8 protein-coding genes are annotated in these 15,170 nt (G+C 74.5%); 4 read left to right on the top strand and 4 right to left on the bottom strand.

Annotated elements, in window-relative coordinates; genetic code table 11:
• Positions 1–242: 242 nt before the first annotated feature.
• Entirely contained in the window at positions 243–1,985 is a 1,743-nt protein-coding gene (locus ACZ6AA_RS36735) for a serine/threonine-protein kinase (RefSeq protein WP_471462834.1), read from the top strand.
• A gap of 371 nt (positions 1,986–2,356) precedes the next feature.
• Here the strand turns inward: ACZ6AA_RS36735 and ACZ6AA_RS36730 are convergent, their stop codons facing one another.
• A complete protein-coding gene (locus ACZ6AA_RS36730; protein ID WP_471462832.1) occupies positions 2,357–3,700 on the bottom strand; it encodes an acyltransferase family protein in 1,344 nt (447 codons plus the stop codon).
• Complete coding sequence (locus tag ACZ6AA_RS36725; protein ID WP_471462830.1) at positions 3,697–6,165, bottom strand: glycosyltransferase; 2,469 nt, start codon at positions 6,163–6,165, stop codon at positions 3,697–3,699. The genes ACZ6AA_RS36730 and ACZ6AA_RS36725 overlap by 4 nt, the downstream gene beginning before the upstream one ends.
• 219 nt (positions 6,166–6,384) lie before the next feature.
• Between ACZ6AA_RS36725 and ACZ6AA_RS36720 the strand changes: the two genes are divergently transcribed.
• Entirely contained in the window at positions 6,385–7,920 is a 1,536-nt protein-coding gene (locus ACZ6AA_RS36720) for an acyl-CoA synthetase (protein WP_471462829.1), read from the top strand.
• A 168-nt stretch (positions 7,921–8,088) separates the two neighbouring features.
• Here the strand turns inward: ACZ6AA_RS36720 and ACZ6AA_RS36715 are convergent, their stop codons facing one another.
• Positions 8,089–8,529: a hypothetical protein gene (locus ACZ6AA_RS36715; protein WP_468449550.1), complete on the bottom strand. Its 441-nt coding sequence runs from the start codon at positions 8,527–8,529 to the stop codon at positions 8,089–8,091.
• A gap of 181 nt (positions 8,530–8,710) precedes the next feature.
• Positions 8,711–12,523 carry a S8 family serine peptidase gene (locus ACZ6AA_RS36710; protein WP_471462828.1) on the bottom strand — a complete coding sequence of 1,271 codons (3,813 nt, stop codon included), beginning with the start codon at positions 12,521–12,523 and terminating at the stop codon, positions 8,711–8,713.
• A gap of 191 nt (positions 12,524–12,714) precedes the next feature.
• Here ACZ6AA_RS36710 and ACZ6AA_RS36705 point away from each other — a divergent pair, with 191 nt between their 5' ends.
• On the top strand, positions 12,715–13,206 hold the full coding sequence (locus ACZ6AA_RS36705; RefSeq protein ID WP_471462826.1) for a CU044_2847 family protein: 492 nt from the start codon (positions 12,715–12,717) through the stop codon (positions 13,204–13,206).
• The gene (locus tag ACZ6AA_RS36700) at positions 13,203–15,158 is read left to right on the top strand and encodes a VMAP-C domain-containing protein (RefSeq protein ID WP_471462825.1); all 1,956 of its coding nucleotides are present in this window, start codon (positions 13,203–13,205) and stop codon (positions 15,156–15,158) included. Before ACZ6AA_RS36705 ends, ACZ6AA_RS36700 begins: the two co-directional genes overlap by 4 nt.
• The last annotated feature ends 12 nt before the right edge of the window (positions 15,159–15,170 follow it).

Here is a 15,170-nt window from a genome sequence, read left to right as displayed (position 1 = left end):
CACAGCCCCCGCAGGCTAACAACCCGGCACCACCCGCCCCAGGGGCCCCTCAGAGAATGAAGACGCTGCGCGCGGTGGACCCCCTCCGCCGAGCGGACCGCTCCGACGCGACCCGACAGGCACTCAACGTGACGGATCAGGCACGCGTTGTGACGGGCGTGTGGAGGCGGCCCCGGCTCGGGGGCGTGCGCCGTGTGTGGCCCAATCGTGGGGCGGGTCAAGGGAGTTCGTATGATGCGCCCATGGCAAGCACGGGCGAACTGGTCGCCGGACGCTACCGCATCGAGGCGCGGCTCGGCCGTGGCGGCATGGGCACCGTGTGGCGCGCGCGGGACGAACTCCTCGGGCGGGCCGTCGCGGTCAAGGAACTGCACGTCGACGACGCGCTGACCCCCGAGGACGCGCAGCGTCAGCAGGAGCGGACGCTGCACGAGGCCCGGTCGGTGGCGCAGGTGAAGCACCCGGGCATCCTCGTGCTGCACGACGTCGTGCGGTACGAGGAGCGGCCCTGGCTGGTGATGGAGCTGATCGACGGCCGGTCGCTGGCCGACCGGGTGGCGGCCGAGGGGCCGTTGCCGCCCACGGAGGCGGGCCGGGTGGCGCTCGCGCTCCTCGGCGCGCTGCGGGCCGCGCACACGGCCGGGGTGCTGCACCGCGACCTGAAGCCCGCGAACGTGCTCCTGGAGGCGGAGACCGGCCGCGTCGTCCTGTCCGACTTCGGCATCGCGCAGGTCGCGGGGCAGACGCGGCTCACGCAGACCGGGGCGTTCGTGGGCTCGCCCGAGTACACCGCGCCGGAGCGGATGTCGGGGCAGCGGTCCGGCCCCGCGTCCGACCTGTGGTCGCTCGGGGTGCTGTTGTGCGCGGCCGTGGCGGGCGAATCCCCGTTCCACCGGGACTCGGTGGCCGAGGTGCTGCACGCGGTGATCCTGGACGAGATCGCCCTGCCCGACACCCTCGGCCCCCTCCTGCCGGTCGCCCGGGGCCTGCTGGAACGCGACCCGGAGCGACGCCTCACCGCGACGACCGCGGAACAGGCGCTCCGCGAGGCCCTGGACGAGCCGATGCCGCCGGGCCCCTCCCCCTCGACTCCCCGGCCCACCTCGGCCTCAGGTGCGGGCGGAACACCCACCACCCCGCCCGCGGGCAGCCGGCCCACCCAGAGGGCGATGGGGGTACCCGCCGCACCCGCGGCCGAGGCGGGCGCGGGCGGACCCCGCGGCGCCGGGCAGCCCACTCTCCGTATCCCCGGCCCCCGTTCCCGCACAGCCATGGCCCTGGCCACCGCGGCCGCCGTCCTGGCGACGGGCGGCATAGCCACAGCGGCCTGGCTGCTGGCGTCGAGCGGCGACGACTCCGGCGACCGGGGCAAGCGGACGGCCGAGGCAGCGGACAAGAAGGAACTGCCGCCGTCCGAGGACGACTCCCCCTCCGGCCCCGGGGCATCCCCCGACTCCGCCGCGCCACCGGACACCGAGGACCGCCCGGACAACTCCCCGGCCGAGGACTCGGCAAGGCCCCCCGGCGCGGCCGAGGGCAAGGCCCCCGCGGGCTACCGCACGGTCACCGACCAGGCCGGATTCACCCTCGCCGTCCCCGAGGGTTTCACCCGCTCCCCCGAACCGCCCCGCGTCTACTACTACTCCGCCGCCAAGAGGTTCCGCATCGGCGTCCACCCCCAGCCCAAGGCTCCGGCCGGCCCCTACGCGGTGATGCTCCGGGCCCACCGCAAGGGCCCCTCGAACTACCCCGGCTACCGCACCGGCTCCGTCACCCGCACCACCCACAACGGCCACCCCGCCGCCCTGTGGACCTTCGCCTGGGACGGCGCCGACTCCGACGGCGGCCCCCGCGTCACCTACGACCTGAGCTGGAACGAGAACGGCAGGATGCACGACGTGTGGGTGTCGGCGCCCGCGAAGAACCGCGCCCTGGGCAAGCGGTACTTCGACCGGGCAATCGCGTCCTTCAAGTCGTCCTCCTGACGCCCCCCGGCCGCGCATGCCGCAGGCCGCGCGGTGAACTCATGCGAACAGGGGAGCAGTTGTTCCCTGGAACAGGTGATCGTCGCCGCAGGGATTGCGTGCGGCGCGCGTGATTGACGATGCTTACGGTGCGCAAGCGACGTGCTGCAGAACGTAGTTGGCGCGGTCCCATTCGTACACGTACCACCATGTCCCAAGGAGAAGCACCACCATGAACCTGCTCACCGACATCCTCGCCGGCGTCGTCCACTTCGTCGGCTGGCTGGTCTGACGGCCGCGTAGCCGTCAGCGGTAACGAGCCGCGGCGCCGCCTCCCCTCGTCCCACGGGCAGGCGGCGCCGTCATGTCCGGTGCCGGGCACGGGACTTGGGTCAGCGCGGCGGCGGCCCGCCGCCCGCGCGCTCCGGATAGAACTCGCGCGGAGCGCCCCGCGCGTCCCGGGCCCGGCCGAGCAGCCCCGCCGGGTACTCGACGAGCCAGTAGCTCACCGCCGCCGCGGCCACCGCCACGACGAGCACGATCAGCGTCCCGGCCGCGAAGCCGAGCGGACCGCGCGGCAGCAGCCCCCACCGGTCCAGCTCCACCATCACCGGCTCGTGCCAGATGTAGAGGCTGTAGCTGATCAGGCCGACGCCGGTCACCCAGCGCGCCCGCAGCGCCCCGAGCCACCGCGCCCGGCCGCCGTCCCGCTCCCGGGGCCGCAGCGTCGCGTACAGGAGCACGGACCAGAGCAGCGCGGCCAGCGGATGGTAGTAGGTGTACGCGGTGTTCCCCGGGTCGGCCGCGTACGAGAGGGCGTACACGCCGCCGAACGCCGCGAGTGCCAGTGGCCCCGCGACCCGCGCGTCCAGGCGTCCCCGCTCCCCGAGCGCCACCAGGAGCACGGCGAGCGCCATGCCCGCCGCGAAACCGCCGAAGCGGGCCTGCGGGCCGAAGTACACCGGCCAGTCGGTGTACGGCACGTCCAGGACGTGGTGCGCGACCGCGATCCACAGCAGCGGCGCCACGAACAGCGCCCCGCAGCCCGACAGGCACAGCGCCACCCGCGCCCGCCGCGTGGCCAGGCGGCGGCAGGCCCGGATCGCGAGCGGCCCGAGGGCCACCAGGGCCAGGTAGAAGGCGACTTCGAGGGAGAGCGACCAGGTCGGGCCGAGGGTGTAGAAGATGCGTTCGCGGTCGAAGACGTGCGTGAAGGTGAGGTGGCCGAGCAGGTCGCGCCAGTCGCCGGGCAGGGTCGGGTTGCGGCTCGACCAGACGAGCAGGACCGCGAGGAAGTACAGCGGCAGGACGCGGATCGCCCGCCGGAACAGGAAGTCCCGGCCCGAGCGCACCCCGGTCCCCTCGGACGGGGGCGCGTCCGGGCCGTCGATGGCCGCGCGCGCGTACGACAGCGTCAGCAGGTACGCCGACATCACGAAGAACAGGTCGATGACCTCCAGGGAGATCAGCGCGCCCAGGTAGGGGTTGTCGACCGGTGGGTGCGCCCCGGTGGCGTCGTACGTGTAGTACTGCTGCCACACGTGGAAGACGACGGTGCTGAGGGCGGCGAGGCCGCGCAGGCCCTGGAGTTCGACGGCGCGGGCGCGGGCGGGCCTGCGGGTGCGGGGCTCGGGGAGGGGCTCGGCGGGGAGGGGGGCGGCCTTCGTGGGCGTGGGGCTCCGGGGCGGGGCGGGCACCGGGGGCACGTCCGCGAGCGCGTCGTCCGGCGTCCTCATGAGGCCTCCGCGTCCGCCGCCGCGGTGCGCGGCGTGACCCGCCACTGCCGCTGCCCCAGCGCCTCCTTCAGATGCGCCTGCCGGGCCACGAGATTCTTGAAGTGGGTGTAGAAGACCGTGGTGACGAGGAGATAGCGCCAGAACCAGGCCTTCCTGCGGCGCAGTTCGGGCACCGCGAGCCGCCACGCAAAGGCGGCCTGCACCACCCCGGCGGACAGCGTGACCGCCGCGGCGAGCAGGCACACCGGCACCGCCCAGTCCAGCTTGTCCGCGCCGCCCGCCCGCCACGCGGCGTGCAGCAGCACCGGCAGGATCTGCAGGGTCAGCCAGGGCTGCACCTCGCGCCATCCCAACAGGACCCACAGGCCCGTCTTCTGACGGGGTGTGAACTGCTCCGAGCGCAGGGCCGCACGCAGATGCCGCAGCGACACCTGGAGCCAGCCCTGCGCCCAGCGGGAGCGCTGGTTCCACAGCGGCCGCAGTGTCGTCGGGGCCAGTTCGCGCGAGATGAGAGTGCGGTCCATGGCGATGCGGGCGCCCGCGCCGAGGGCCCGCAGGGTGGAGTCGATGTCCTCGGTGAGCATGGAGCCGTGCATCCGGGTGCGGGCGAGGACGTCGGTGCGCCAGAAGCCGTTGGAGCCGCCGAACACCCCGAATCCGTACAGGCGGGTGCGGCCCGGGTGGCTCACGGCGTAGATGGCCTCGAACTCGACGGCGACCATCCGCGCCACCCACGAACTGTCGCCGTTGCGGACCACGCAGTGCCCCTGGACGACGTCGTAGCCGTGGGACAGCCAGTCCCAGGCGTGCCGGAACGCGTCCGGCGCCGGATGGTGGTCGGCGTCGAAGACGCCCACGAACTCGCCGCGCACCCGCGTCACGGCCGCGTTCAGGTTCTGTGCCTTGGACGTGGAGCCCGCGACGGGCAGCAGCACCAGTCGCGGATCGCGGCGCGCCACCTCGCGCAGGGTGTCCTCGACGGGCAGCGGGTGCGGGGTGTTGTAGGCGAGGACGATCTCCAACTCGCCCGGGTACTCCAGGCGCAGGAAGGACTCGACGGTGTCGACGATCGTCGCCGCCTCGTTCGGCAGGTACGCCGCGATGACCGCGCTCGCGGGCGGGTACGGCTGCGCGGCGGCGGCCGGACGCCCCGGCGCGTCCAGCGCGAACAGGCACTCCAGGACGATGAGCAGCGCCGACGCCACGAGCCCCGCGACGACGACCCAGTAGGCGTACGCGGCCACGTCCCAGCCGAGACGGTCGTACGCCTGCTGGTACAACAGAAACGGTACGCCGACGCCGAGGAGCAGCATCAGGACGGGCGAGAGGAGCGGGGTGAGCGCGGCGCGCAGGGCGCCGAGGCCCACGCGGGCGCGGGCGTGCCGGGGCCCGTCCTGCGCCCTCGCCCGCATCCACGGCTCCCAGCGCACCGGCCGCAGATCGCGGTGGCGCAGGGCCTCGTCGGTGGCCTCGCGGGCGCTGCGGGCGGCCGCCTCGTGGCCACCGGAGTCCTCGTACGCGGTGAGCGGGGTGAAGCCGATGGCCGGGGTGAGCCGGACGTTCTCGTCCGCGACGACGAACCGGGTGCCCGCGACCGACGCCGCGAACGCCGCGAGGTCCTGCCGCGCGCTCTCCTCGTCGACGCCGGGCATCAGGACAAGGAGATGCCCGTCGTCGTCCCAGCCGAGCCGGTCGCAGACGCTCCCCAGGCCGCCCCGGGCTCCCGTCCCGACGGGCGCGGTACCGCCCGCGACCTGCGCGAGCCGCTCGGCGACCTCCCGGTGCACGCGCGGCCCGAGCCGCTTCTCCAGGGCGGGCATCTCGGCGACCCCGACGACGGCGAGGACACCGCCGCGCCGCGCGGCCGCGGGACGGCGCAGCTCACGGTCCAGCTCGTCCATGAAGTGCGGCCCGGAGTACAGCCCCGTCCGTGGGTCGCGCAGCAGCTGCTCCACCGGTACGGGGACGCGGTGCAGCTTCGCCGCGATGCGCGCCGACAGTTCGACGGGCGCGCAGCCGCTCGGCAGGCAGTCGTCGGCGCCCCGCCGCAGCAGCTCGGCGACCGCGGCGGGCTCGCGCGCCGCCGCGCCCACCAGGACCAGCGGCAGCGCCTGCCCGGCCGGCTGCGACCGCACCTCCGTGATGACGTCGCCCCCGCAGCGCCGCCCGCCAGGGCCGTCGTCGAGCGCGACGATGGCGTCCGGCGGGGTCTGGCGTATGTGCGGGTGTATGTCACCGGGGACGGTGTGGTCGACCTCGTAGCCGCTCGACTCCAGGGTGCGGGTGAGCTGTTCGCGCCCCGGGCCCGGGGCGGCGACGGCGAGGATGCGGCCGGGGGCATGCGGGGGCGGGGCGCTGGATAGGTTGGTGGTGCCCGAGGGCGTGGCCGGTGCGGGGGCGGTAGGGGTTGATGTCGGAGTGGATCCGGATGAAGAGTACGAAGTGAGCAAAGTGGGTGGTCCCATCCTGTTTCGGATTGTGGGGGGAGGACCGGTTGAGTCGACCGGAGCACGGACCGCGGGCTGCTGCCCAGCGGCGACCGGCTGTTGACTTGTGAACCGCCGAACAGCCCCCAGAACCAGGGACAAACGGCCACTTCAGCCTCAACGATCACTGTGACACCGCACCTTCGGCGGCGTAACGCTCTCATTAAGTCGCCGTGCACACACCGAGGAGTACGACCCGTGGATTCCGAGCCCCTCTTCCCCGCCCTCACCACGCCGGGCCCCGCCCCCGCCGTGACCTTCGGCGACCGCACCCTGACCTACGCCGACCTGGCCACCACCACGACCGCCCTGGCCGCCCGCCTCGCCGCGGCGGGCGCGACCCGCGTGGCCGTCTGGGCCACCCCCACCCTGGAAACGGCGGTGGCGGTGGTGGCGGCGCTGCGGGCCGGGGTGCCCGCGGTGCCGCTGAACCCGAAGTCGGGGGCGGCGGAGCTGGGCCACATCGTGGCGGACAGCGAGCCGTCGCTGGTGCTCGCGGGGGTGGGGGACGGGTTGCCGGAGGTGCTTGAGGGGGTGGGGCGGGTGGATGTGGAGGTGCGGGTGGAGGGCGCGGACGCTGGCACGGGCGCCTCGGGCTCGGCGGGCGCGGACGGCGCGGCCCCTGCGGGCGCGGACGCGGGCGCCTCGTATGCCGTTCCCGCCACCCTGGACCCCTCCTCCCCCGCCCTCATCGTCTACACCTCCGGCACCACAGGGCCGCCGAAGGGCGCCGTCCTCTCCCGCCGGGCGGTCTCCTCCACCCTGGACGCCCTGGAGGACGCCTGGCAGTGGACCGACGCCGACGTCCTCGTGCACGGCCTGCCCCTCTTCCACGTGCACGGCCTGATCCTCGGCGTCCTCGGCCCGCTGCGGCGCGGCGGCTCCGTGCGGCACCTCGGCCGGTTCAGCACGCAGGGCGTGGCCCGGGAGCTGGCCACCGGCGGGACCATGCTGTTCGGGGTGCCGACGATGTACCACCGGATCGCCGAGGCGCTGCCCGACGAGCCGGAGCTGGTGAAGGCCCTGTCCGGGGCGCGGCTGCTGGTCTCGGGCTCGGCGGCGCTGCCCGTCCACGACCACGAGCGGATCGCGTCCGCGACGGGGCGGCGGGTCGTCGAGCGGTACGGCATGACGGAGACGCTCATGAACACCAGCGTCCGCGCGGACGGCGAACCGCGCGCGGGCACCGTCGGCGTACCGCTGCCCGGCGTCGAACTCCGCCTCGTCGACGAGGCCGACGCCGAGATCCCGCGCGACGCCGGGCCCGAGGCGGTCGGCGAGATCCAGGTCCGCGGCCCGAACCTCTTCACCTCCTACCTCAACCGGCCCGACGCCACGGAGGCGGCCTTCGCGCCCGGCGGGTGGTTCCGCACCGGGGACATGGCCGTGCGGGACGCCGACGGGTACGTGCGCATCGTCGGGCGCAAGGCGACCGACCTCATCAAGAGCGGGGGGTACAAGATCGGGGCCGGTGAGATCGAGAACGCGCTCCTCGAACATCCCGGCGTCCGCGAGGCCGCCGTCACCGGGGAGCCGGACCCCGACCTCGGCGAGCGCGTCGTCGCCTGGGTCGCCCCCGCCGACCCCTCCCTCCCCCCGGCCCTCGACGACCTGGCGGCCCACGTCGCCTCCCGGCTCGCGCCCCACAAGCGGCCGCGCGTCCTGCATCTCGTGGACGCGCTGCCGCGCAACGACATGGGGAAGATTCTCAAGCGGGCGCTGGGCAAGGGCTGAGGCCGGGGGCCCTGCCGGCGGCTCCCCAACCCCGCCCCTTCCCGAAACCGGGGGCTGCCGCCCCCGGACCCCCGCTATCGGCGCTTCGCGCCTCGTCCTCAAACGCCGGACGGGCTATGGACAGCCCGTCCGGCGTTTGGCTGACGGGGGGGGTGACCCCTGACCTGATCAGTGGCAGAACGACGAACGTACAGCGGTCACGATGTCCGCCGATTGCTCGGCCGTGAGGAACGGAACGCTTCCGCCCTCGTATCGGAGCTTGGCGCCGTTGTGCAGTGTCTCCGTGTCCACGCCGTTCTTGATGTCCAGGCAGACGTTCCGGGCCCGGCTCACTGCCCGGTCCTCCTTGCTGACCAACCCCGGGTCGACGGCGCCCAGGGCGCGTAACAGCTTCGCTCTCTGTACGGGGTCCGGTGAGGGGACGCCGCTGCCCGTAGCGGACTGGGACGGCTTCCCCTCAGGCTTGCGCTCCTTCGCGGACTCCGTGACCGACGGCTTGGGCTCGGCCTCCGCCTCGCTGCTGTCGTCGTCCTGGAACAGCAGGCCCACCGCACCGATGGCGAACAGCGCCACGCCGCCGATCACCCAGCCACGCGTCTTTCGTTTCATGACCCCTCCCCTGATCGCACGCAAGATCACTCATGCCTATCACGCCGTCTACACACGGTGAACGGCCCTACAGCCCGTCCGGCGTTTGAGGACGAGGCGCGGAGCGCCGATCTGCGGGGGTCCAGGGGGCGGGAGCCCCCGGTTTCGGAGAAGGGGCGGGACTGGGGCGCCCCCGCGAGGCCTACCGCACCCCCACCCCCCGCACCACCTCCTGCGAGACCGACCCGCCCCGGTCGTCCCGCACCTTCGCCCGGAAGGAGATCGCCTCCGCGTCGCCCGGGACCTTCAACTTGCCCCTCCAGGAGGCCGATCGGCCGGAGCGGGCGAGGTGGACGTCCTGCCAGGACTTGCCGTCGTCGTAGGAGACCGAGAGGGTCGCGGCGGAGATGCGGCCCGTGCCGACGGCGCCCCGCACGTACTCGGCGGAGATGCCGACCGGCACGGTCCGGCCGCCACGGACGTCGCCGGAGAGGTCCGTGGGGACATCGAAGCCGAGGTTCAGGAGGGGCAGGAAGGTCTTGCGGTCGTCGGGGGTGCGGGCGGAGCGGAAGGTCCACTCGGAGTGGGCCTTGGTGGCCAGGCGCCAGCGGGAGGGGGACAGGGTGGTGTCGGTGACGAGTTTGTAGGGGCGTTCCTCGGGGGCCGCGCCGGTGACGTAGACGCCGGAGCTGGTGCGGCGGTCGACGAGTTGGCCGTCGGCGTAGACGGCGGTGGTCTGGGTCAGGGAGTCGTCGTTCCAGACGTCGCCGAAGCCGGTGTGGTCGGGCCCGGAGTCGCCCCAGCCGGGGGCGTTGAAGTCGAGGTTGTCGCCGCTGCGCTGCTGGCCCCAGCCGAGGCCGGTGCCGAGCCAGGGGTGCCAGACGGGCTTGAACCAGTCGAGGGGGGTGCGCTTGCCGGGGCGGTAGTCGACGAGGCCGCTGCGCTGTTCGACGGCGTCGGGGCCGTAGTGGAGGGACTCGTGCCAGTGGCGGCCCTTGCCCGCGGCGACGTAGTCGGTGCGGGTGGCGGGGTAGGAGATCCGCTCCGGGAAGCCGAGGCCGATCTCGAAGGTGTCGGTCAGGGAGTAGCGGAACTCGCCGCCGGGTTCGGTGCGGCGGGTGGGGGCGTGGAACTTGGTGGGGACCACGGCGAGTTCGCGTGCCGACGGGCTGTACGTCAGGTCACGGGACGGGATCGCGCCCGCGTGGCCGTCCTCCAGGTCGTACACGTACGGCGTGTAGGCGGTCGACTCGGACTCCACCGAGCGGCCCCGCCGCGCCGCGTCCCGCAGCTTCGCCCCGTCCGCCGCGTTCACCGTGGCGATCCGCAGCGGCCGGTCCGCGTTGTCGTCCGTGCCGAACCAGGCGTTCAGACGGCCGGGCACGCTGTCCGTCACGAACAGCGCCTTCGCGCCCGCGTCCTGTGCGGCCTGCGCGAGCTGCGGGGGTGTCAACTGGTCGGCCGCGCCCTTGCGGGTCACCACGACTGCCTTGCCCCGTACGTCCTTTCCTACGTACGCGGACGGCGATCCGTCACCCGCGTCGACCAGCTTCAGGCGCGTGCGGCCCTCGCCCAGGGTGGAGCCGGGCTGCGCGACGGCCTCGCCGATGCCCTCGACGTCCAGGAGGGGCTTGCCGAGGCGCCACACGGTGCGGTACTCGAAGCGCCCTTCGGCCACCTTCGGGGTCGGCGCCGCGAACACGCTGTCGTACTTCACCGGCACCTGCACGGCACCCTGATAGGCGGAGCCGTTCGCGGTGCGGTCGTACTCCATGACGAGCTGGCGGGTCTCCGCGCGGCGCGGCACCTCGGCCGTGATCTCACGCAACTTCCGTGCGTCCAGGGTCACTTCCCGGTCGCGGTCCAGAGTGGTCTCGGGGGCCGCCAGGAAGCCGATGCCGAGCGCGTCCTTGCCGTGGGCGCCGCGGACGTCCAGGAACGTGGACAGGGCGTACGCCCCGGGCTTGAGGCGGAGCTTCAGCTCACCGGACTCGCCGACCGCCGCCGGGTAGGGGTCGGCGTCCTTCGTCAGCGGCTGGACGACCAGGTCGGCGGGGGTCGCGGCGCCGTCGCGGTCCTTGACCTTGACGGTGAGCGTGTACCGCTCCTCCTCCTTGACCAGGCCGAACGCCGTCCGCGCGACCTCCTTGCCGCCCGCGCTCGCCACCACCGCGCCGCTGGTGGCACCGACGGGGGCCTGGGCACCGTCGCCGGTCACGGTCGTCGAGGCGCTGCCGTGCGCGGGGACGGTCAGCCCGGTGTCGGCGAGGGTGACCACGCCGTCGGCCGCTCCGCGTGCCGCGAGGGTCAACTCCACGGGCTCGGCGGAGGAGTTGGTGTACGTCAGGGTCCGAGTCACCGGCTTGTTCCCGGAGTACGGCCAGCGGTAGAAGCCGAAGTCGGCGCCGCCCGTCGCGGTGACCCTCGCGTCGATCGCCGACGGCACGTCCACCCGGCCCGCGCCCAGCTCGTACACGGACGCGTCGAGGGCGCCGGACGTGGACATCAGGGCGTCCTTGAGCTGCTGTCCGTTCCAGTCGGGGTGCCGCTCGGCGAGCAGCGCGGCGACGCCCGCGATGTGCGGGGTGGCCATCGACGTACCGCTCATGGAGGTGTAGTAGCCCTCCCCGGACGTGAGTTGGGAGCGGGCGGCGAGGATGTCGACGCCGGGGGCGGACAGGTCGGGCTTGAGGGCGTTGTCGCCGGATCGGGGGCCCTGGCTGGTGAAGTACGCGGCCTTGTCGGCGGAGTCGACGGCGCCGACGGTCAGCGCGGAGTCGGCCGCGCCGGGCGAGCCGATCGACGAGGGCGCGCCGGTGTTGCCCGCCGCGACGACGAAGAGCGCGCCGGTGTCCTTGGAGAGCGTGTTGACGGCGGCGGCCATCGGGTCGGTGCCGTCGCTGGGCTCCCGCGAACCGAGGCTCATGGAAACGATCTTGGCGTCGACGTCCTTCGCGGCCCACTCCATGCCCGCGATGATCTCCGACTCGCTGCCGAAGCCCTCGTCGCTGAGCACCTTGCCGACGGCGAGGTCCGCGCCCGGCGCGACCCCCTTCTCCTTGCCGTCGGACGCGGCGCCGCTGCCGCCGACCGTGGACGTGACGTGGGTGCCGTGGCCGCCGCGGTCGGCGACCTCCTGGCCGGGGATGAAGCTCTTCGTCGCGCCGATGCGGTCCTTCAAGTCGGGGTGCGTGAGGTCGGCGCCGGTGTCGAGGACGGCGACCTTCACGCCCTTGCCGGTGAGCCCGGCCTCCCACGCCTTGGGCGTACCGATCTGGGCGTTGCTCTCGGCCAGGTCGGCCTCGACACGGCCGTCGAGCCGGATCTGCGCGATGCCGCCGCCGAAGCGGCGCCCGCCGCCCCGCGCCGCCTCGCCGTCGGCGGTGGTGACGGCCCGCCAGAAGGCGGTGCCCTTGGCCGCCTTGAGCGCGGCGGCGCGCGCACTCGGCAGCGAGCGGATCTTGTCCGCGCCGCGCGGGGCCCGCGCGTCCGCCGCGGTACGGGACGTGTCGTACGTGACGATCAGCGGTGTCGTCGCCTTGGCGCCGCCGCGGTCCCCGCCCTGCCGCAGCAGCCCCGTCACGTCGAACAGCCGCTTGTCCAGGACGCCCGCGCGCAGATAGGGGCGCGCCTCGTCCGGTACGACGGTGACGCGGCCGTCGGCCACGGAGGTGCGGACGGCTCCGCTCGCGCCGCGCGGCCGCTCCACCGTGACGGTCTGCTTGCCGCCGCCGAGCGGGGTGACGGTGACCTCGTCGCCGGTGATGAGGGTGACGGTCCTGGGGGCGCGTGCGGACGCGGACGTGCCGCCGCCGTGCGGCTGTTGGGCCTTGCCCGAGGCCCTGGCGGACTCCGCGGCGGCCGCCGGAGTGCCCGTGGCGGTCGCGGCCAGGGAGGCGGGGAGCAGGGCGAGCGCCAGTCCCGCGGGCAGGATTCCGAGCCGGGCGCCGCGGGCTCTTCGGCCCGCGGGGGCGCTTCCTCTTCGTCGGCTGGGGGCGCTTCGGGGTCTCGGCATCAACGCGACCTCTCTTCGTCGGCTCCGGGTGGGGGGTGGCTCCCGGGTGCTGCGAAGAAGTGTCAGGCGCGTGATGTTGCGGGAGAGTTGCCGGGGACTGGCGGGAAGCTGCCAGGGCGGCTTCCCGCCAGGTCGGCGGTTCGGCAAGAATGTCGGCGAGCGGGTGACACGGGTCTTCTACGGGGGCGGTCATGGACGGTCTGGTGCAGTTCACGACGGACGGCGGCGCGCATGTGGTGCTCGCCGACGTCGACGACGACGGGTCGGGCGCCCGCCTGGTGTCGCGCGGCGACGGCCCCGCCCTGGCCGCCCGCACCTTCGAGGCCTCCCTGGGCCCGGTGCGCACCGCCGCCGAGTCGGCCCTGCGGGTGTTCCGCGACGGCGAACTCGCGCCGGACTCCGTGGAGATCGAGTTCGGCGTACGGATGACGGCGGAGGCCGGGGCGGTCATCGTGAAGGGCTCAGGGGAAGGGCATCTGCTGGTGCGGCTCTCGTGGTCGCCGGAGCGGGGGTCCGAGCGGGGCGGGGCGGCCGGGGCCGTGGATGCGGCCGGGGCGGCGGAGGCCGCCGGTGCCACGGTGGCTCCGGGCGACTCCGAGAACGCGGGCGCCCCGGGAAGCACGGTCGCTCCAGGGACCTTGGGGCCCGCGGCCTCGAACGGAGAGCCAGCGCCCGCCTCATGAGCAGTACGACCTGGCATGCCCGGGTGCAGTGCGGACGCGAGACCGGCGCCGGCTTCCTCGTGTCGGAGCGGCACGTGCTGACCTGCGCGCACGTCGTGCGGGACAGCGGCGCCGCCGGGGTCGCGGTCTCCTTCCCGCACCGCGGGGAACTCGGCGCGGTGACGGCCGTCGTCGGCGCGCACGGCGGCTGGAGCGGCCCCGACGACCACTCCGGCGACCTCGCCGTCCTCGAACTCGACCGGTCCGTGCCGATCCCGCCCGCCGGATTCGCCGCCCCCGACGACGCCTACCTGGAACCCCGCCCGCGCCTGGTCGTGTACGGCTTCCCGCGCGGGTACGCCGAGGGCACCATCGCCGAGTACCGCGCCACCGCCGCCCAGCTGATCGCCGACGAGTGGGTCCAGCTGGAGGCCTGGAGCGCGCACGGCCAGCCGCTCGCGCCCGGCTTCAGCGGGGCCGCGGTCGCCCTCGCCGACAGCGGGCTCGTCGTCGGCATGGTGTCGGCGGTGGCAGGCGCGGCCGGGGTGCGCAACGGGCGGATGCTGCCCGCGCCGGTCATGGCCCGCTACTGGCCCCGCCTCGCCGAGCTGATCCCGGTGCCCGGCCGGGGCCGCACGACACCGCACCGGCTGCGCGCCCTGGTCGAGGACGCCGAGAAGGCGGGCCCGGCGACGGGGCGGTCGGCCGCGTGGGCACCGGAGCGGCTGTACCTCGACGCGGTCGGGCCGCTGGGACCGCCGGTGCCGCCGGGCGGCTTCGCGTCGCTGTGGTCGGCGGCCTGGTACGTCCTCTCGGAGGTGGACGTGCCGGGGGCGGTGGAGCGGTTCGCCGACCGGCTCGCGGAGCTGGCGGAGGGGCGGGGCGAGGGCAGGGGCGAGTTAGAGGAGGGGCTGGGTGCGGGGCTCCGGCCCGGGTCGGGGTGCGCACGGGAGGTACGGCAGGCGTGCGACGTACGGGACGCGCCTCTCGTACGAGACGGTCGGGGCGCCCCCGAGGCGGCGGAGGCCGTGGCCGCGCCGGGGACCCCGGCGGCTCCGCGTGCGGCCGGGTTCGGAGGCTCCCCCTGGCCCTCCTGGTCCCCCATCCTCGTCGAACTCGCCCGCAGCGGCGCCGGGGGCGACCAGGTCCTGGTCGAGGTGTCCGCGTGCCGCGACGGGCACCGGCACCCGGTGGGTTCGCGCACCCTCGCCAGGAGCCAGGTGCGGCCGTACGTCCAGGAGCGCATCGACGAGGCCTTCGGCCAACTCGCGCCGGACGCCGACGAATTGATCGCCTTCGTACTGCCCCGGGAGTGGCTCAACGAGCCCGTGGCCCACTGGGAGCGCAGCGTCGACGACCCGACGCCGCTCGGCTGCTCCTACCCCCTGGTCGTCACCGACCGGGCGCGCCGCGCGGGCGGCCTGCGCCACCAGCTGGCCCGCACCTGGGACCGGCTCGACGGCAAGTCCACGACGGTCGTGCACCGCGTCGACTGCGCCACCGGGGAACAGCCGAACAAGCTGCGCTTCCGCCTGCGCAGCGGGGAGGCCGACCTCGCGGGGTTCGCCGCCCCGCCCCGGGCGCCGCGCCTGAAGCGCCACTTCGAGGTGTCCCTGAACGCGCCCGCGCCGGTGCTGCTGTGGGCGCGGGTGGAGTGTGAGCACGGGGGTGGGGAGACTGGAGGTGCTGAAGGCGCGGGAAGCACTGGCGGCCCCGAGGGCGCCCGTGGCTCCGCCGGAGACCCCGCACCCCCCGCCCCCTGCCCCGGCTCCGCCTTCCTGGATCAGCTCGCCGCCCATCTGACCCGGCTGCCGCCCGCCGAACTTCCCCGCCACGTCCTGGCGTTGCGCGAGAGCGCCGACGCCGCCGACGAGCCCGAGCTGCACTGGGCCCGGGACATCCAGCTCCTGTGGGACGACCCGCGCTGCTTCCCGGACGCGGCGGCCGCCCCGCTGCACTCCCCCGTCACCTGACCCCGCCCGTAC

Source organism: Streptomyces sp. NPDC040610 (genome assembly GCF_055594065.1).
This window is presented reverse-complemented; position numbering and strand designations above follow the sequence as displayed.

Bases quoted from the DNA above. Each gene is read 5' to 3' on its own strand.
- ACZ6AA_RS36735 (WP_471462834.1), top strand. From the start codon at position 243: ATGGCAAGCACGGGCGAACTGGTCGCCGGACGCTACCGCATCGAGGCG.
- ACZ6AA_RS36730 (WP_471462832.1), bottom strand. From the start codon at position 3,700: ATGAGGACGCCGGACGACGCGCTCGCGGACGTGCCCCCGGTGCCCGCC.
- ACZ6AA_RS36725 (WP_471462830.1), bottom strand. From the start codon at position 6,165: ATGGGACCACCCACTTTGCTCACTTCGTACTCTTCATCCGGATCCACT.
- ACZ6AA_RS36715 (WP_468449550.1), bottom strand. From the start codon at position 8,529: ATGAAACGAAAGACGCGTGGCTGGGTGATCGGCGGCGTGGCGCTGTTC.
- ACZ6AA_RS36710 (WP_471462828.1), bottom strand. From the start codon at position 12,523: ATGCCGAGACCCCGAAGCGCCCCCAGCCGACGAAGAGGAAGCGCCCCC.
- ACZ6AA_RS36705 (WP_471462826.1), top strand. From the start codon at position 12,715: ATGGACGGTCTGGTGCAGTTCACGACGGACGGCGGCGCGCATGTGGTG.
- ACZ6AA_RS36700 (WP_471462825.1), top strand. From the start codon at position 13,203: ATGAGCAGTACGACCTGGCATGCCCGGGTGCAGTGCGGACGCGAGACC.